The organism is Rathayibacter sp. AY1D1 (assembly GCF_002932635.1).
Lineage (GTDB): Bacteria > Actinomycetota > Actinomycetes > Actinomycetales > Microbacteriaceae > Rathayibacter.
In genome coordinates this window covers 19,069-37,298 of the sequence record NZ_PSVY01000029.1, presented here as the reverse complement: position 1 = coordinate 37,298, position 18,230 = coordinate 19,069, and the positions used below count along the sequence as shown (strand labels likewise).

The following is an 18,230-nucleotide window of genomic DNA, read 5'->3' as shown; positions in this document are numbered from 1 at the left end:
GCGGGCATCCGCAGCTCGGCGGCGAGGTGGTGGACGGTGAAGCGCCGATCGAGGTAGCGCTCGTTGACGAGGGCGGCCGCTCGACGTCGTCGCCATCGCGGCGGCCGCCCTCGTCAACGAGCGCTACCTCGATCGGCGCTTCACCGTCCACCACCTCGCCGCCGAGCTGCGGATGCCCGCCCTGCTGCTGCGGCTGCGGTTCCGCCGCTGCTACGGGCTCGGCCTCGACGAGCACCTCGCCCTCCGCCGACTCGAGCTGGCCGCCGTCCTGATGGCGAGCACCCCCGTCGCTCTCGGCGGCCTCGACCGCATCGCCCGGGGCTCCGGCTACCGGGGCACCGCCGAGCTGGACCGCGACCACCGGAGGCACCGCCGGTCCTCCGCGCTGGCCGCCTGGTTCCGGGCCGCCCCACTTCCCGAGCGCGAGCACCGGCCCGGCACCCGGCCCGAGGAGGAGCGGCTCGCCGCAGCGCCGGGCGCCGCGACGCCGGACCGCCCCAGCAGCGTCCGCTCGGCACCTGTCACCCCGCTGAGGCGCCGCGCCTGAGCCCGGCCGCGGAGCGGTACAGTGCCACGATGCGCACCTCCGGAACCCGCCGATGACGGCCGTCCGCTACGTCGCGATCGGCGATTCCTTCACCGAGGGCGTCGGCGACGAGCGGCCGGACGGCACCCCGCGCGGCTGGGCCGATCTGGCGGCCGCGGGATGGGCGGCGGCCACGGGCGAGCGGATCGAGTACGCCAACCTCGCGATCCGGGGCCGGCTCATCGCGCCGATCCTCGCCGAGCAGCTCGAGCCCGCGCTCGCCCTGGGTCCGACCCACCTCTCCTTCAACGGCGGCGGCAACGACATGCTGCGCCCGCGGGCCGACATCGAGCGGATCGCCGACGCCTACCTCCGCGTTCTCGAGCGCTGCGACGAGCAGGGCGTCGTGCTGATCGCCCTGGCCGGCGCCGATCCGTCGCCGCGGCTCCCGCTCGGCTCGCTCATCCGTCGCCGCGGGGACGCGCTGACCGACGCCGTCCTGCGCCGGACGAGCCACCGGACCGACGTGGTCGTCGCCGACAACTGGCACGACCCCGCTTTCGCCGATCCGGAGCTGTGGTCGGAGGACCGCCTGCACCTCGGCCCGCGGGGACACCGGCGGGTGGCCGACCGGGTCCTGCGGGCGCTCGGGCTCACGCCGCCCGCCGCGCTGCCCGACGCTCCCGAGGCCGCACTCCGGCGCGGCGGAACCGTGCAGTACTACCGGCAGCACGTCGCGCCGTGGGTGCAGCGCAGGCTCACCGGCACGTCCTCCGGGGACGGCCGCGCCGCGAAGTACGCGGGCTTCGTGCCGATCGACCCGGTCTGACGCCTCCCCCGAGGAGCACGGCCCTCGTTCGACGCGCAGGGATCGCCCCGTGAGGCGGTCAGCGGCGACCACTCGTGGCCGCTCGACGACGTCGAGCGCTCAGTGCCAGCCGTACCGCGCCGAGAGCACCCGGGCGACGGCGTCGTACCGAGCACGCTCCAGAGCTGCTCCTTCGCGACGCATCCCGGCGGGGTGCACGCGGAACACGCGCTCCGGGTCGACCCAGCTGGGGCGCCCGTCCGGGTCCCAGCCGCCGGTGCCGACGGCCAGGTAGTCGGAGTGCTCCTTCGAGCTCAGCCGCACGGCGAGAACCGTCCCCGACTTCTCGACCGCGAGCACGAGCACCGGGCGGTCCTTGCCGCGGCCGTCGTCCTCCTCGTACGGCACCCAGGTCCAGACGACCTCGCCCGGGTCCGGGTCGCCGTCGGGCGTGGGCGCGTAACCCAAGCGGACCCCGCGGAGCCGCGACGGGTCGACCTCGACGGTGCGGCCCACTCCGCTCGCGCCCGGGGTCGGCGCCGTCGTGCTCAGGTACGGGCGCTGCGGGCGGGGCCCGGCGTCCGGCCGCGGGGCGACCGCGCGGCCGAGGAGTCGGAGGAGCAGGGACACGACCGAGCGCGAGGAGGGCACCCCGGAACCCTAGCCCGGATTCTCAGCCGCCCGCCCGCGGGGGCGCGCCCGGCGGTCGCCCGGCCCGGACGCGCCGACGGGGTGCCGGCTCCGGAGAGCCGGCACCCCGTCGGGTGCTGCGGATTAGGGGGTCAGTCCGCCAGGACGTAGCCCGCCTCTCCGTGGATGGCCGTGTCGATGCCGGCGATCTCGTCCTCGTTCTTCACGCGGAAGCCCATCGTCTTCTGGATGATCCAGCCGATGAGGAGCGTCATGACGAAGGAGTAGGCGAGGACGGTGAAGGCCGCGAGGGCCTGCTTGCCGAGCTGGCTCGCGTCGCCGGTGAGGAACAGGCCCACGCCGGTGCCGAAGAAGCCGATGTAGAGCGTTCCGATGAGGCCGCCGACCAGGTGCACGCCGACCACGTCGAGCGAGTCGTCGTAGCCGAGGCGGTACTTGAGGTCGATCGCCAGGGCGCAGACGGCTCCGGTGATGACGCCCAGGACGATCGCCCAGAACGGCGACAGGCTGGCGCACGCCGGGGTGATCGCGACGAGGCCCGCGACCGCGCCCGAGGCGGCGCCGATCGAGGTGGGCTTGCCGTCCTTGATCTTCTCGACGACGAGCCAGCCGAGGATCGCGGCGGCCGGAGCGGCGATGGTGTTGAGGAAGGCGACGGCCGCGATGCCGTCGGCGGCGAGCTCGGAGCCGGCGTTGAAGCCGAACCAGCCGAACCACAGCAGTCCGGCGCCCAGGAGCACGAACGGCGGGTTGTGCGGCTGGTGCGCGCCCTTGGTGAAGTTGACGCGCTTGCCGAGCACCAGGGCGAGAGCGAGGGCCGCCGCTCCGGCGTTGATGTGGACGGCGGTGCCGCCCGCGAAGTCGATCGCGCCGACGCCGTAGGCGATCCAGCCGCCGTCGACGACGGTGGCGTCGTCGCCGAGGGTGAAGTTGAAGACCCACGAGGCGACCGGGAAGTAGACGACGGTGGCCCAGACGCCGGCGAAGACCATCCAGGCGCCGAACTTCGCCCGGTCCGCGATGGCGCCGGAGATGAGCGCGACGGTGATGATCGCGAACGTCGCCTGGAACGCGGCGAAGGCCAGCGTCGGGTAGGCCGACGTCTGCTCGCCGAGCGCGTCGTTGTAGATGCCCTGCAGGCCGATCTGGGCGGTGTCGATGCCGAGGACGCCGTCGATGCCGACGAAGGTGTCGGTCCCTGCGGGGCCGGACGGGCCGTTGCCGAACGCGATCGCGTAGCCGTACAGGACCCAGAGGACCCCGATGAGGCCCATGGCTCCGAAGCTGAGCATCATCATGCTGATGACGCTCTTCGCACGCACCAGGCCGCCGTAGAAGAAGGCGAGCCCGGGGGTCATGAGCAGGACCAGCGCGGCTGCGATGAGCAGGAACGCGGTATTGCCTTGATCCATTGTTGAACCTCTCGTGAGTGTGCAGAGAAAAGCCCGGAGCGAGGACGCTGCGTCGGAGCACGGCCTGGAGACACGCGGGTGTCGGGTCACCTCGGGTAGCCGACAGTCTGGTGGCGGGAGGTTTCGTCCCGTGAGGCACCGCGTTTCGCGGAGGTTACGGCCGAGGCCCCTGTGTAAAAAGCGCGTTACGGCGCGCTGGCGGACGGCACGACGACGACCCCGGGAACGCCGGGAGGAGAGCGGATCCGCCCCTAGGAGCGGGGCGCCATCGAGGTGAGCGCGATGAGCCGCGACATCGAGCGCAGGTACTTCTTGCGGTAGCCGCCGCTCAGCATGTCGCCGCCGAAGACCTCGTCGAGGGGCGTCCCGGAGGCGAGGACCGGGATCTGCGCGTCGTAGACCCGGTCGATGAAGGCCACGAGGCGCAGGGCGTCGGTCTGGTCGGTCAGAGCGGTGACGCCCCGGAGCACGATGGTGTCGACGCCGTCGATCACCTTGATGTAGCGGGAGGGGTGCACGGTGCCCAGGTGGTGCACGGCGTCCGCGAACGGGTCGTCGGTGACGATGGAGCCGGCGGGGGCGGCCGCGACGAGAGCGTCGATCTCCTCGTCGGTGCGCACCACGGCGTGGCCCTCGATGTCGCGGCGCCGGTAGTCGGTGCCGTCGATCCGCATCGTCTCGAAGTGGGCGGCCATCGACTGGATCTCGCGGAGGAAGTCCGCTGCGGCGAAGCGCCCCTCGCCCAGCGCGTTGGGCGGGGTGTTCGAGGTCGCGGCGATGCGGGTCCCGGAGGCGACCAGCTCGCCGAGGAGCCGCGTCATCAGCATCGTGTCGCCCGGGTCGTCCAGCTCGAACTCGTCGATGCACAGCAGCGCCGAGCCCTTGAGGAGCGAGACGGTCGCCGCGTAGCCGAGCGCGCCGACGAGCGCGGTGTACTCGATGAACGTCCCGAAGTAGGTGCGGCCCGGCACCGCGTGCCAGATCGCCGCGAGCAGGTGGGTCTTGCCGACGCCGAAGCCGCCGTCGAGGTACACGCCCGGCTTGACCGCGGGGGCCTTCTTCCGGCCGAAGCCCAGGAAGCCGCCTCCGCCTCCCTTGGATCCGCCGTCGGCGGCGAACGCGCGGAGAGCCTCCACCGCGTCGGCCTGCGAGGGGTACTCCGGGTCGGGACGGTAGCTCTCGAAGGTGGCGCCCTCGAACTGGCGCGGGGGCACCAGCGTCGACGCGATCTCGTGCCCGCTGATCTGGGGCGAGCGGGCGGTCAGGCTGCTCGTCGATCGGACGTCGTCGGGGCTCACTCGCGTCTCGCATCCTGCGCACGGCGGGGTCCGTGCGCTCAGTGGCGGCGGCCGCACCGGGCACGGAGCCGCCGCGGTTCTGTGTCGAACTCTTACGGCGCCCTCCGTGCGGCGTCGTCCGCGGACGCGTACTGTCGCTGAAGGGCGGGCTCCAGCGTAGCCCGCCGTGGAATCACGCCCGCGCTCCGCGCACCATCCTGGAGGTCCTCCTTGTCCGTCGAAACCGATCCGTCGCCGAAGTTCGCCTCCTACGCGCACCCCGAACGGCTCGTCAGCGCCGACTGGCTCGAGCAGCGCCTCGGCACTCCCGGTCTCGTCGTCGTCGAGTCCGACGAGGACGTCCTGCTCTACGAGACCGGCCACATCCCCGGCTCCGTCAAGATCGACTGGCACACCGACCTCAACGACCCGGTGCAGCGCGACTACATCGACGGCGCCGCGTTCGCCGCGCTCGTCGGCGGCAAGGGCATCGCCCGCGACACCACCGTCGTCGTCTACGGCGACAAGAACAACTGGTGGGCCGCCTACGCGCTCTGGGTCTTCACCCTCTTCGGCCACGAGGACGTCCGTCTGCTCGACGGCGGTCGCGACAAGTGGCTCGCGGAGGGCCGCCCGACGACCACGGACGCCTCCTCCCCGGAGCCCGCCGAGTACCCCGTCGTCGAGCGCAGCGACGCCGAGATCCGCGCCTTCAAGGACGACGTCCTCGCGCACTTCGGCAACCCGCTGATCGACGTCCGCTCCCCGGAGGAGTTCACCGGGCAGCGCACCACGGCGCCGGCCTACCCGGAGGAGGGCGCCCTGCGCGCCGGTCACATCCCCAGCGCGCAGAACGTGCCCTGGGGCAGGGCCGCCGCCGAGGACGGCACCTTCCGCCCCCTCGACGAGCTGAACGGCATCTACCGCGAGGGCGCGGGGCTGAAGGACGGCGACTCCGTCATCGCCTACTGCCGGATCGGCGAGCGCTCCGCCCACACCTGGTTCGTGCTGACCCACCTCCTCGGCTTCGAGGGCGTCCGCAACTACGACGGCTCCTGGACCGAGTGGGGCAGCGCCGTCCGCGTCCCGATCGTGCAGGGCGCCGAGCCCGGCGAGGCCCCCGCGGCCCGCTGACGCGTCACGACGGAGGCCGGGAGCGCCGATCCGCCCGTCGACGGGCCGGATCCGGGCTCCCGGCCTCCGCTGCGACCGCCCGCCGCCCCTCCCCCGATGAGACACTGGACCGGATGACCGACACCACGCTCCCTGACGCTCTGCGCGACATCCGCGAGGAGTTCCTCGCCCTCGAGAAGCCGGAGCGCCTGCAGCTCCTGCTCGAGTTCTCGAACGAGCTCCCCGACCTGCCCGAGCGCTACCGCGACCACCCGGACCTCTTCGAGCGCGTGGAGGAGTGCCAGGCGCCCGTCTTCATCGTCGTCGACGTCGAGGGCGGGATCGTGCACCTGCACGCCACGGCTCCCCGCGAGGCGCCCACGACGCGCGGCTTCGCGTCGATCCTGGCGCAGGGCCTGGCCGGGCTCACCCCCGAGCAGGTGCTCGCCGTTCCCGACGACTTCCCGCAGACCATCGGCCTCTCGGAGGCGGTCTCGCCGTTGCGCCTGCGCGGCATGACCGCGCTGCTCGGCCGTACCAAGCGGCAGGTCCGCGCGCACCTGGCCGCATGATCCTCCGGCCGCTCGTCCCCGCCGGTCCGCAGATCGTGATCGGCGAGGAGGGCGCGCGAGCGGCGGTCGCGGACGCCTGGCGTCCCGACGAGGCGGTGCGCGTGCGCCTGAACATGATCGCGAGCGTCACCGGCTCCAGCACCGGCTCCGACGGCACCAGCGAGACGCTCACCAACCGCGTCGACCGCACGATCCTCGGAGTCGTCCGCGAGCAGGCCGACGTCGTCCTCGTCGGAGCCGCGAGCGTCCGCGCCGAGGGCTACCGCGTCCCCCGGCGGGTCCCGCTCGCCGTCGTCTCCGCCTCGGGCGATCTCGCCGGGCACCGCCTGGAGCTGCAGGAGGGCTCCCGGGTCCTGCTGCTGGTGCCGGAGTCGCGCGGCGCGGTGGAGGGGCTCCCCGCCGGCGTCGAGGTCGTCCCGGTCCCGTCCTCCTCGGAGCGGATCGGCGTCGACGAGCTCCTGGAGGCTCTCGCCGGGCTCGGCCTGCACCGCGTCGTCTGCGAGGGCGGCGCCTCGCTCTCGGGCCAGTTCCTCGCCTCGGGCCGGGTCGACGAGCTGTGCCTCACCACCTCGCCGCGCGTGGTCCTCCCGGGCCTCCCGGTCGCGACGGGCACGGCCGTCGTCGACGACGCCTACGCCCTGACGCTCCTGGCCGCGGACGATTCCGGGGCCGTCTACGCCCGCTGGAGCCGCACGCGCTGAGAGCCGCCCACCCGGCGTGCCTCCGCGTCCCGGGCGCGTCGGAACCCTAGTCTGCGACCGTGCCCGAATTCCCAGCGTCGTCCCAGCTCCCCGAGGAGTTCCGGGTCGCGACGGAGTCGATCCGCGCCGCTGCCACGCGCGCCGAGCTCACCGTGTCCGAGATCGCCTCGCCGTCGGGTCTCGCGCCCTGGGCCCTCGCCCTGTCGGGCGACGTCGCGCCGCACGCGCACGGACGCGACTCCGAGCTGGGCACGGGGCGCTTCATCCTGCTCTACGACCCCGAGGAGCCCGAGCAGTGGGGCGGCCCCTTCCGTGTCGTCTGCTTCGCCCAGGCCCCGCTCGAGGTCGAGATCGGCACCGATCCGTTCCTCGCCGAGGTCGCCTGGTCCTGGCTCATCGACGCCCTCGGGGCGCGGGGCGCCTCCTATTCCGCCGCGTCCGGCACGGCCACCAAGGTGCTCTCCACCGGTTTCGGCGAGCTGGCCGCTCAGGGGGACGGTGCGCAGATCGAGATCCGCGCCTCCTGGAGCCCGGATGATGCGCAGCTCGCCGCTCACGTGGAAGGGTGGGGGGAGCTGTTGTGCATGCTCGCGGGTCTCCCGCCCGTATCGAGCGACGGTGTGACCCCGCTCGCCTTCCGACGGAACAACCGTGACTGATTACCGTGTCCTCTCCACGCCCGACGAGTTCCTCGCCGCGGTCGACGCCCTCGCCGCCGGCGAGGGCCCCGTCGCCGTCGACGCCGAGCGCGCCTCCGGCTTCACCTACTCGCAGCGCGCGTACCTGATCCAGGTCTACCGGCGCGGCGCCGGCGCGTTCCTCTTCGATCCCCCCGCCATCGGCCGGATGGACGCCCTGCAGGCGGTCATCGGCCAGGAGGAGTGGGTCCTCCACGCCGCCAGCCAGGATCTCGCCTGCCTGCGCGAGGTGGGCCTGGACCCGGTGCGGATCTTCGACACCGAGCTCGCCGCCCGGCTCCTCGGACTGCCCAAGGTGGGCCTCGGCGCCGTCGTCGAGGACCTCCTCGGCATCCACCTGGCCAAGGAGCACTCGGCCGCCGACTGGTCGACCCGCCCCCTCCCCCAGAGCTGGCTCGTCTACGCCGCGAAGGACGTGGAGCTCCTCGTGGACCTCCGCGACCGCATGGAGGAGATGCTCATCGCCGCGCGGAAGACGCGCATCGCCCGCGAGGAGTTCGAGGCGACGCTCGCGCGCGCCCCGAAGGCGGTCCCGCCGGATCCGTGGCGCCGCCTCTCCGGCATGCACTCGCTCCGCGGCCCGCGCCCCCTCGCCGTGGCGCGCGAGCTCTGGCTGGCCCGGGACGCGTTCGCCCGCGAGCGCGACATCGCTCCCGGCCGCCTGATCCCAGACTCCTCGATCATCGCGGTCGCCCGCAACATCCCGACCAGCATCGGCCAGCTCTCGGGCCGCCGCGATTTCACCGGCCGCGCCAGCCGCGGCGAGGTCGAGCGCTGGTGGGCCGCGATCGAGCGCGGGACGACGACCGAGGACCTGCCGAGCCCGACCCGCCCGGCCGCCGACACGCTCCCCCCTCCGCGCGCGTGGGGCGATCGCAACCCGGCCGCCGACGCGCGCCTGAAGGCGGGACGCGCCGTGGTCACCGAGATCGCGGAGCTGCTCTCGCTCCCGGTCGAGAACCTGCTCACGCCGGAGCTGCTGCGTCGGGTGGCCTGGAACCCGCCCGAGCCGCTGACCGCGGAGTCGGTCGCCGCGGAGCTCACCCGCGCCGGCGCCCGCGCCTGGCAGGTCGAGGCCACATCGGGCTCGATCGCCACCGCGTTTGTCGAAGCGGCCCAAGCGCCGGCCGAGGGCACCGAAACCCCTTCGTAGGAAGCGGCAAAGGATTCCGGCTGCGCGGTGCCGGTTCCTACGATCGACGGCGACCGTGAGTTCCTGGGAGGCATTGTGGCCGAGAGATCCGAAGTCGTGTTCGTCGACGGAGTCCGTACTCCGTTCGGGCGTGCCGGCGAGAAGGGCATGTACTGGCAGACCCGAGCCGACGACCTCGTCGTCAAGGCGATGATCGGTCTGCTGGAGCGCAACGGCGCGCTGCCGAAGGAGCGGGTGGACGAGGTGGCGATCGCCGCCACCACCCAGCAGGGCGACCAGGGCCTGACCCTCGGCCGCACGGCAGCGCTGCTCGCAGGGCTGCCGAAGTCGGTGCCCGGCTTCGCCGTCGACCGCATGTGCGCCGGAGCGATGACCTCGGTCACCGCGACCGCGGGCGGCATCGCGTTCGGCGCCTACGACGTGGTCCTCGCCGGCGGCGTGGAGCACATGGGCCGGCACCCGATGGGCTTCGGCGCCGACCCCAACCCGCGCTTCCTCTCCGAGCGCCTCGTCGGCGAGGACGCGCTCAACATGGGCCGCACGGCGGAGCGGATCCACGACCGCTTCCCGCACCTGACGAAGGAGCGCGCCGACCACTACGCCCTGCGGAGCCAGCAGAAGCTCGCCGCCGCGTACGCCGCCGGCAGCATCCAGCCGGACCTCGTCCCCGTCGCCACGCGCAGCGCCGCGGGCTGGGGCCTCGCGACCGCCGATGAGGCACCGCGCCCCGAGACGACCCTCGAGGGCCTCGCGGGCCTGCGGACCCCGTTCCGCCCCCACGGCCGGGTGACCGCGGGCAACTCCTCCGGGCTCAACGACGGAGCGACGGTGTCGCTCCTGGCCAGCGCCGAGGCCGCACAGGAGCTGGGCCTGTCCGCGAAGATGCGGATGGTGAGCTTCGCGTACGCCGGCGTCGAGCCCGAGATCATGGGCATCGGCCCGGTCCCCTCGACCGAGAAGGCGCTCCGCAAGGCGGGCCTGGGCATCGAGGACATCGGGCTCTTCGAGCTCAACGAGGCGTTCGCCGTGCAGGTGCTCTCCTTCCTCGACCACTTCGGCCTCGACGACGACGACCCGCGCGTCAACGAGTACGGCGGAGCGATCGCGATCGGCCACCCGCTCGCCTCCTCCGGGGTCCGGCTGATGATCCAGCTGGCCCGGCAGTTCGAGTCGCACCCCGAGGTCCGCTACGGCGTGACGGCCCTCTGCGTCGGCCTCGGCCAGGGCGGCACGGTGATCTGGGAGAACCCGCACTACGACGGCAAGCGCGGACGACGGAAGGGACGCTGACCCATGCTCGACGGATTCGAGAACCTCGTGGACCTCGCCGAGGGCGAGGTCGTCACCCACTCCTACGTCCGCGACGTGCCGCTGCCCAGCGGCCGCACGCTCGCCCTGATCACGCTCGACAACGACCGCGACCACACCCGCCCCAACACCTTCGGGCCGGCGTCGCTCTTCGAGCTGGCGGACGTCCTCCTGGCGCAGAAGGAGCGCGCCTCGCGCGGCGAGATCCAGGCGGTCGGCATCACCGGCAAACCGTTCATCCTCGCCGCGGGAGCCGACCTCAGCAAGGTCGGGGCCATCCCGAGCCGTGAGCTCGGCCGCCAGCTGGCGCGCCTGGGCCACCGCACGCTGGGGATGCTGGCCGAGCTGGGCGTGCCGTCCTTCGCCTTCATCAACGGCCTCGCCCTGGGCGGCGGCACCGAGATCGGCCTGAACGCCGACTACCGCACGGTCGACTCCTCCATCCCCGCGCTCGGGCTCCCCGAGGTCTTCCTCGGCATCATCCCCGGCTGGGGCGGCGCGTGGCTCCTGCCGAACCTGATCGGCATCGAGAACGCCCTCAAGGTCGTGGTCGAGAACCCGCTCAAGAACAACCGCACGCTCAAGGGCCAGGAGGTGTTCGACCTCGGCATCGCCGACGCGATCTTCCCGCCCGCCGCCTTCCTCGAGGACTCGCTCCGCTGGGCCGACGGCGTGATCGGCGGCTCCGTGAAGGTGGAGCGGCCGAACGCGCCCGGCAAGCTGGAGCGACTGGTCAAGTGGGACGTCGCGATCTCGATCGCGCGCAAGCAGCTGGAGTCGCGGATCGGCACGGTCGCGGCGTCTCCGTACCGCGCGCTGGAGCTGCTCAAGGCCGCGAAGAACACCACGCGCGAGGAGGGCTTCGCCGCCGAGGACGAGGCGCTGGCCGACCTGATCTCGGGCGACCAGTTCCACGCGAGCATCTACGCGTTCGATCTGGTGCAGAAGCGTGCCAAGCGTCCTGCGGGAGCGCCCGACAGGGCGCTGGCCAAGCCGGTCACCAAGGTCGGGGTGGTCGGCGCGGGCCTCATGGCCTCGCAGTTCGCGCTGCTCTTCCTCCGCCGCCTCCAGGTGCCGGTGGTCATCACCGACCTCGACCAGGAGCGGGTCGACAAGGGCGTCGCGGGCATCCGCGCCGAGATCGATGCGCTGTTGGCGAAGGGGCGCGTCTCTCCCGACGACGCGAACCGCCTCCGGGCGCTGATCACCGGCACGACCGATCGCTCCGACTTCGCCGACGCCGACTGGGTGATCGAGGCGGTCTTCGAGGAGCTGTCGGTGAAGCAGGAGGTCTTCGCCGACATCGAGCGCTACGTCTCGCCCACGGCGGTGCTCGCGACCAACACCTCGTCCCTCTCTGTCGAGCGCATCGGCGAGCGGCTGGAGCACCCCGAGCGCCTCGTCGGCTTCCACTTCTTCAACCCGGTCGCGGTCATGCCGCTGATCGAGGTGGTCCGGACGCCGCACACCGACGACGAGACCCTCTCGACGGCGATGGTCACCGCCGCGAAGCTCAAGAAGAACGCCGTCATCACGCGCGACACCCCGGGCTTCGTGGTGAACCGCGTGCTGGCGAAGGTCCTGGGCGAGGCGATGCACGCGGTCGACACGGGCACTCCCTTCGAGGTCGTCGAGCAGTCGCTGGCTCCGTTCGGCCTGCCGATGACCCCGTTCGAGCTGCTCGAGCTGGTGGGCCTCAAGGTCGGCGCGCACGTGCTCGACACCCACCACGCCGCGTTCCCCGACCGCTTCTTCGACAGCCCCAACCTGCACCGCCTCGCCGAGCTCGGCCACGTCTTCGAGCGCGACGCGAAGGGGCGTGTGAAGGGCGTCGACAAGCGCGCGGTCGCGATCGTCGCCGGGGGCACGGAGCCGATGACGGCCGAGCAGCTGCGGCTGCGCGTCGAGACGGGTCTCGCGGACGAGGTCAAGCGGATGCTGGACGACGACGTCGTGCACGCCGCGGAGGACATCGACCTCTGCCTGATCCTCGGCGCGGGCTACCCGTTCCAGATGGGCGGGCTCACGCCCTACCTCGACCGGGTCGGCGCGAGCGAGCGGGCGTTCGGGGACACGTTCCACCACCCCGCGATCCGCGGCGTCGACTGACGCGGAGTGCAGTGACGCGGAAGGGGCGCCGGATCGGATCCGGCGCCCCTTCCGCGCGTCGCCTGCGGGACGGGTCCCGACGGACGATCAGTCGCTGCGGGCGTCGTCCCGGGCCTCGACCTCGTCCGGGAGCGGACGGGCGACCGGGATCTTGCTGCCCAGCACCTGCGCGACGACGTCGCGGGCGATGTGCTGGGGAGTGAGTCCGACGTCCTCGAGGATCTCCTCGCGCTTGGCGTGGTCGAGGAACTGGTCGGGCAGCCCGAGCTCGGTCACCGCGGTGTCCACGCCGGCCTCGCGCAGGTCCTGGCGGATGCGCGTGCCGATCCCGCCGACGCGCACCCCGTCCTCGATCGAGACGACGATGCGGTGCTCGCGGGCGAGCTCGATGATGCTGGTGGGCACGGGCACGACCCAGCGGGGGTCGACGACGGTGGCTCCGATGCCCTGGGCCGCGAGCCGCTGAGCGACCTCGAGACCCATCGCGGCCATCGGCCCGACCGTGACCAGCAGCACGTCCTTGCGCTCGGCGCGGGCGAGCACGTCGACCCCGTCGCCGAGGCGCTCGACGGCGTCGATCTCGTCGCCGACGCTCCCCTTCGAGAAGCGCACCACGGTCGGCGCGTCGGTGACGCCCACGGCCTCGCGCAGCTCCTCGCGCAGGCGCACGGAGTCGCGCGGAGCGGCGAGGCGGATGTTCGGGACGACCTGCAGGATCGCCAGATCCCACATGCCGTGGTGGCTCGGACCGTCGGGTCCGGTGACTCCGGCGCGGTCCAGCACGAAGGTGACGCCTGCTCGGTGCAGTGCGACGTCCATCAAGACCTGGTCGAAGGCGCGGTTCACGAAGGTGGCGTACAGCGCGACGACCGGATGCAGCCCGCCGAAGGCGAGACCGGCGGCCGAGGTCACGGCGTGCTGCTCCGCGATGCCGACGTCGAAGACGCGCTCCGGGTACTTCTCCGCGAGGCGGTCGAGACCGACGGGCCGGAGCATGGCGGCCGTGATGCCGACGATCGTCGGGTCCTCGTCGGCCAGCGTGACGATTTCCTCGGCGAACACCGAGGTCCACGATCGGGCCCCGGCCGCGCTCAGCGGCTCGCCCGTCTCGGGGTCGATCTGCCCGACGGCGTGGAACTGGTCGGCGAGGTCGTGCACGGCCGGACCGAAGCCCTTGCCCTTCTGGGTGATCGCGTGGACGATGACCGGCTGGCCGTAGTCCTTCGCCTGCTGGAGGGCCTCCTCCATCGCCGTCAGGTCGTGTCCGTCGATCGGCCCCAGGTACTTGATGTCGAGGTTGGAGTAGAGCGCCTCGTTGTTGATGAAGCGGCTGAGGAAGCCGTGGAGCCCGCCGCGAACGCCGCGGTAGACGGCGGCGGCGGGGCCGCCCAGCCGCTCCGAGACGGCCCGGGAGCCGCGGTGCATCGTGCGGTAGGTCGGCCGCGTGCGGACGCCGTTGAGGAAGCGGGCCATGCCGCCGATGGTCGGGGCGTAGGAGCGCCCGTTGTCGTTGACCACGATGACCAGCCCGCGGGAGTTGTCGTCGCTGATGTTGTTCAGCGCCTCCCAGGTCATGCCGCCGGTGAGGGCGCCGTCGCCCACGACCGCGACGACGTGGCGGTCGGTCTGGCCGGTCATCGTGAAGGCGCGGGAGATGCCGTCCGCCCAGGACAGCGAGCTGGAGGCGTGCGAGCTCTCGACGATGTCGTGCGGCGACTCCCTCCGCTGCGGGTAGCCGGCGAGGCCGCCGCGCTGCCGGAGCTTCGAGAAGTCCTGGCGACCGGTGAGCAGCTTGTGGACGTAGGACTGGTGACCGGTGTCGAACACGATCGCGTCGTGCGGCGAGTCGAAGACCCGGTGGATCGCGATGGTCGTCTCGACGACGCCGAGATTCGGCCCCAGGTGGCCGCCGGTCTTCGAGACCTCGCGCACGAGGAAGTCGCGGATCTCCTGCGCCAGCGTCTCGAGCTCGGCCGCGGTCAGGCGATCGAGATCGCGAGGACCGCCGATGGTCTCGAGAACAGCCATGCGCGCCGCCTTCCGGGGTCGTGAGCGAGGTGGGGACGTCTCCCGAGTCTACGCACGGGGCCCCCGGGAACGCGTGTGCGCCTCCCCCGCAGGGAAGGCGCACACGCTCTGCGGCTGATCTAGACGAGCGAGCGCAGCACGTACTGCAGGATGCCGCCGTTGCGGTAGTAGTCCGCCTCACCGGGGGTGTCGATGCGGACGACCGCGTCGAACTCGACGGTCCGCTTGCCCTCGGCCGAGTGCTCGGTCGGCTCGGCGACGACGTGGACCGTCTTGGGGGTGACGCCCTCGTTCAGCTCCTCGATGCCCGAGATGCTGATCGACTCGGTGCCGTCCAGGCCCAGCGACTCCCAGCTCTCGCCCGCGGGGAACTGCAGCGGGACGACGCCCATGCCGATGAGGTTCGAGCGGTGGATCCGCTCGAAGCTCTCGACGATGACCGCCTTGACGCCCAGCAGGCTCGTGCCCTTGGCCGCCCAGTCGCGCGACGAGCCGGAGCCGTACTCCTTGCCGCCCAGGATGACGAGCGGGGTGCCCTCGGCCTGGTAGTTCTGCGACGCGTCGTAGATGAACGACTGCGGGGCGTCCGGCTGCGTGAAGTCGCGGGTGTAGCCGCCCTCCACGCCGTCGAGCAGCTGGTTGCGCAGGCGGATGTTCGCGAACGTGCCGCGGATCATCACCTCGTGGTTGCCGCGGCGCGAGCCGTAGGAGTTGTAGTCCTTGCGGTCGATGCCGTGCTCGTCGAGGTAGCGGCCGGCGGGGCTGTCGGCCTTGATCGAGCCGGCGGGGCTGATGTGGTCGGTCGTGACGGAGTCGCCGAGCTTGGCGAGCACGCGGGCACCGGCGATGTCGGTGACCGGGGTCGTCTCCATCGTCATGCCGTCGAAGTACGGGGGCTTCCGCACGTAGGTCGACGACTCGTCCCACTCGAAGATCGAGCCCTCGGGGGTCTGCAGCGCGCGCCAGCGCTCGTCACCGTCGAACACGCCCGCGTACTGCGTGTCGAACATCGACTTGTCGATCGACGAGTCGATCGTCGCCTGCACCTCGGCCGCGTCGGGCCAGATGTCCTTGAGGAACACGTCGTTGCCGTCGGAGTCGGTGCCGAGCGCGTCGATCTCGAAGTCGAAGTTCATCGAGCCGGCGAGCGCGTAGGCGATGACGAGCGGGGGGCTCGCCAGGTAGTTCATCTTCACGTCCGGGTTGATGCGGCCCTCGAAGTTGCGGTTGCCCGAGAGCACGGCGGTCACGGCGAGGTCGTTGTCCTGCACCGCGGCCGAGATCTCCTCGAGCAGCGGGCCGGAGTTGCCGATGCAGGTCGTGCAGCCGTAGCCGACCGTGTAGAAGCCGAGCGCTTCGAGCGACTCGGTCAGGCCGGCCTTCTCGTAGTAGTCGGTGACGACCTTCGATCCGGGCGCCAGCGTGGTCTTGACCCACGGCTTGGCCTTCAGGCCCTTCTGCGCCGCGTTGCGGGCCAGCAGGCCGGCCGCGAGCATGACGGACGGGTTCGACGTGTTGGTGCACGAGGTGATCGCCGCGATCGCGACGGCGCCGTGATCGATCGTGAAGGTCCCGCCCTCGCCGAGCTCGACCGTGGTCGGCTTGGAGGCGGTCGCCGGCGCGTGCGAGCGGTGGGTGTGCTCGTGGCTGCTGTGCTCGTCCTGCGGCTGCAGCTCTCCGGGGTCGGAGGCGGGGAACGACTCCGCGATGGTCAGGTCGACGATGTCGTGCGAGACGTCCGCGTAGTTGGTGAGATCCGACTCGAACTGCGTCTTGGCGGACGAGAGCTCGATCCGGTCCTGCGGGCGCTTCGGGCCGGCGATCGAGGGGACGACGGTGCCGAGGTCGAGCTCGAGGTACTCGCTGAAGACCGGCTCGACCGCGGGGTCGTGCCAAAGCTTCTGCAGCTTGGAGTACTGCTCGACGAGGGCGATCTGCTCGTCGCTGCGGCCGGTGAGGCTCAGATAGTCGAGGGTCACGTCGTCGATGGGGAACATCGCGGCGGTGGAGCCGAACTCGGGGCTCATGTTGCCGATGGTGGCGCGGTTCGCGAGCGGCACCGCGGCGACGCCTGCCCCGTAGAACTCGACGAACTTGCCGACCACGCCGTGCTTGCGCAGCATCTGCGTGATGGTGAGCACGACGTCCGTCGCGGTCACGCCGGTCGGGATCGAGCCGGTGAGCTTGAAGCCGACGACCTTCGGGATGAGCATCGAGACGGGCTGGCCGAGCATCGCGGCCTCGGCCTCGATGCCGCCGACGCCCCAGCCGAGCACGCCGAGGCCGTTGACCATCGTCGTGTGCGAGTCGGTGCCGACGCAGGTGTCGGGGTAGGCGCGCAGCGCGCCGCCCACCTCGCGGGTCATGGTGACGCGGGCGAGGTACTCGATGTTGACCTGGTGCACGATGCCGGTTCCGGGCGGGACGACCTTGAAGTCGTCGAAGGCGGTCTGGCCCCAGCGGAGGAACTGGTACCGCTCGCCGTTGCGCTCGTACTCGAGCTCGACGTTGCGCTCGAGCGCGTCCTCGGTGCCGAAGAGGTCGGCGATGACGGAGTGGTCGATGACCATCTCGGCGGGCGCGAGCGGGTTGATCCGGTTCGCGTCGCCGCCCAGGGCAGCGACGGCCTCGCGCATGGTGGCGAGGTCGACGATGCAGGGCACGCCGGTGAAGTCCTGCATGACCACGCGGGCCGGCGTGAACTGGATCTCGGTGTCGGGCTCCGACTCCGGGACCCACTCGCCGAGGGCGCGGATGTGGTCGGCGGTGATGTTCGCGCCGTCCTCCGTGCGGAGGAGGTTCTCGAGCAGCACCTTGAGGCTGAACGGGAGCTTCTCGTGACCGGGGACCCGGTCGATGCGGAACACCTCGTAGTCGGTCGAGCCGACCTTCAGGGTGTCTTTCGATCCAAAGCTGTCTACCGCGGACACGTCGCCCTCTCCTTCGCTGACTGCAGCGTCCGCCGACGGGCGGAGCCGCTCTCCGTCCTCATCTTGACGACCGCGCACAGCGGCCTGCCACCAAGGAGGACCTAACTCCTCGACGCCGAGGCGCCCGGTCGACCTCGCCGCGACGGTGCGGGGAGGCGAGCGCTATTTATCTCGACGTCGAGACAATTCTACGCACGATCCGGAGCATCGCCCGCATCGGCGCGCTCGTCGGCTCCGCGGTACTCGGCCCGGACGGCGAGCACGGTGAGCACCAGCAGCGGCGCGTACAGGGGCAGGCCCAGCGCCAGCTTCCAGATGCCCAGCGCCGTGGTGTCCTCGGCGAGGAACAGCGGGTACTGCACGGCCAGGCGCAGGAGGAAGAGCCCCGCCCACGCGAGGGTCAGGGCGCCGAAGAGGCGGCGCTTGCGCCGATCGGATCGCCAGGCGGTGCCGTCCCCCATCAGGAAGCCGGCGGCGACGCCGATCAGGGGCCAGCGCACGAGGACGGAGAGGAGGAAGACGAGCCCGTAGACGAGGTTGGTGAGCAGCCCCAGGGCGAAGTTGTCGACGCCCCGCCCGGTGAACAGCGCCAGTGCGGCCGAGACCACCACGGCGAGCAGTCCGCCGACGGCCTGGATCACCGGCGTCCGGCCGAGCACCCGCGCCACCGTGAACGCCACGGCGAGCCCGACGGATGCGACCAGCGAGAGCACGAGCTCCGAGGTGACCGTGTAGAGCAGGACGAAGGCTATGCCGGGCACGACGGCCTCGAGGATCCCCCGGACGCCGCCCATGGTGCGCAGCAGCGCCTTCCCGTCGAACGGCTCGCCGTCGGCGACCGCGCCGAGTCCCGAGCGGCGGGCGGCCTGCGCGATCGCGTCGCCCACCTCGGGCCGGACCGGCTCCTCCGATCGGGCCGGGTCCTCGGGCCGCACCGGCTCCAT

15 protein-coding genes are annotated in these 18,230 nt (G+C 72.0%); 9 read left to right on the top strand and 6 right to left on the bottom strand.

Features of this window, described 5'->3' with window-relative positions; all coding sequences use genetic code 11:
• The first annotated feature begins 172 nt into the window (after nt 1-172).
• Both C5C56_RS14840 and C5C56_RS14835 read left to right on the top strand, forming a co-directional pair.
• A complete protein-coding gene (locus tag C5C56_RS14840; RefSeq protein ID WP_104319842.1) occupies nt 173-547 on the top strand; it encodes a hypothetical protein in 375 nt (124 codons plus the stop codon).
• A 52-nt stretch (nt 548-599) separates the two neighbouring features.
• Nucleotides 600-1,355, top strand: coding sequence for an SGNH/GDSL hydrolase family protein (locus C5C56_RS14835; protein ID WP_104262912.1), 756 nt, complete (start codon nt 600-602; stop codon nt 1,353-1,355).
• A 99-nt stretch (nt 1,356-1,454) separates the two neighbouring features.
• Here the strand turns inward: C5C56_RS14835 and C5C56_RS14830 are convergent, their stop codons facing one another.
• From C5C56_RS14830 to zapE, 3 genes are all read right to left on the bottom strand, one after another.
• Nucleotides 1,455-1,985 (bottom strand): type II toxin-antitoxin system PemK/MazF family toxin, encoded by a 531-nt coding sequence (locus tag C5C56_RS14830; protein ID WP_167299028.1) that lies wholly within the window; start codon nt 1,983-1,985, stop codon nt 1,455-1,457.
• A 131-nt stretch (nt 1,986-2,116) separates the two neighbouring features.
• The gene (locus C5C56_RS14825) at nt 2,117-3,397 is read right to left on the bottom strand and encodes an ammonium transporter (protein ID WP_104222080.1); all 1,281 of its coding nucleotides are present in this window, start codon (nt 3,395-3,397) and stop codon (nt 2,117-2,119) included.
• Between the two features lie 251 nt (nt 3,398-3,648).
• A complete protein-coding gene (gene zapE / locus C5C56_RS14820; RefSeq protein ID WP_104319841.1) occupies nt 3,649-4,695 on the bottom strand; it encodes a cell division protein ZapE in 1,047 nt (348 codons plus the stop codon).
• Nucleotides 4,696-4,905: 210 nt separating this feature from the next.
• Here zapE and C5C56_RS14815 point away from each other — a divergent pair, with 210 nt between their 5' ends.
• The 7 genes from C5C56_RS14815 to C5C56_RS14785 all read left to right on the top strand — a co-directional run bounded on the left by C5C56_RS14815 (nt 4,906) and on the right by C5C56_RS14785 (nt 12,328).
• The gene (locus C5C56_RS14815) at nt 4,906-5,808 is read left to right on the top strand and encodes a sulfurtransferase (protein WP_104232576.1); all 903 of its coding nucleotides are present in this window, start codon (nt 4,906-4,908) and stop codon (nt 5,806-5,808) included.
• Between the two features lie 113 nt (nt 5,809-5,921).
• Nucleotides 5,922-6,359: a SufE family protein gene (locus C5C56_RS14810; RefSeq protein WP_104222086.1), complete on the top strand. Its 438-nt coding sequence runs from the start codon at nt 5,922-5,924 to the stop codon at nt 6,357-6,359.
• Nucleotides 6,356-7,060: a dihydrofolate reductase family protein gene (locus C5C56_RS14805; protein WP_104319840.1), complete on the top strand. Its 705-nt coding sequence runs from the start codon at nt 6,356-6,358 to the stop codon at nt 7,058-7,060. Before C5C56_RS14810 ends, C5C56_RS14805 begins: the two co-directional genes overlap by 4 nt.
• A 59-nt stretch (nt 7,061-7,119) precedes the next feature.
• Nucleotides 7,120-7,719, top strand: a complete 600-nt coding sequence (locus tag C5C56_RS14800) for a DUF3000 domain-containing protein (RefSeq protein ID WP_104222090.1) — start codon at nt 7,120-7,122, stop codon at nt 7,717-7,719.
• On the top strand, nt 7,712-8,911 hold the full coding sequence (locus C5C56_RS14795) for a ribonuclease D (protein WP_104222092.1): 1,200 nt from the start codon (nt 7,712-7,714) through the stop codon (nt 8,909-8,911). The genes C5C56_RS14800 and C5C56_RS14795 overlap by 8 nt, the downstream gene beginning before the upstream one ends.
• Nucleotides 8,912-8,986: 75 nt before the next feature.
• Complete coding sequence (locus C5C56_RS14790) at nt 8,987-10,201, top strand: thiolase family protein (RefSeq protein WP_104319839.1); 1,215 nt, start codon at nt 8,987-8,989, stop codon at nt 10,199-10,201.
• Between the two features lie 3 nt (nt 10,202-10,204).
• Nucleotides 10,205-12,328: a 3-hydroxyacyl-CoA dehydrogenase NAD-binding domain-containing protein gene (locus C5C56_RS14785; protein WP_104319838.1), complete on the top strand. Its 2,124-nt coding sequence runs from the start codon at nt 10,205-10,207 to the stop codon at nt 12,326-12,328.
• Between the two features lie 87 nt (nt 12,329-12,415).
• Here C5C56_RS14785 and dxs read toward each other — a convergent pair whose 3' ends face one another.
• From dxs to C5C56_RS14770, 3 genes are all read right to left on the bottom strand, one after another.
• Nucleotides 12,416-14,356 (bottom strand): 1-deoxy-D-xylulose-5-phosphate synthase, encoded by a 1,941-nt coding sequence (gene dxs, locus C5C56_RS14780; RefSeq protein ID WP_104222098.1) that lies wholly within the window; start codon nt 14,354-14,356, stop codon nt 12,416-12,418.
• A gap of 119 nt (nt 14,357-14,475) precedes the next feature.
• Nucleotides 14,476-17,286 (bottom strand): aconitate hydratase AcnA, encoded by a 2,811-nt coding sequence (gene acnA / locus C5C56_RS14775; protein WP_104319837.1) that lies wholly within the window; start codon nt 17,284-17,286, stop codon nt 14,476-14,478.
• Nucleotides 17,287-17,474: 188 nt separating this feature from the next.
• On the bottom strand, nt 17,475-18,230 hold the full coding sequence (locus C5C56_RS14770; RefSeq protein WP_104225233.1) for a DUF3159 domain-containing protein: 756 nt from the start codon (nt 18,228-18,230) through the stop codon (nt 17,475-17,477).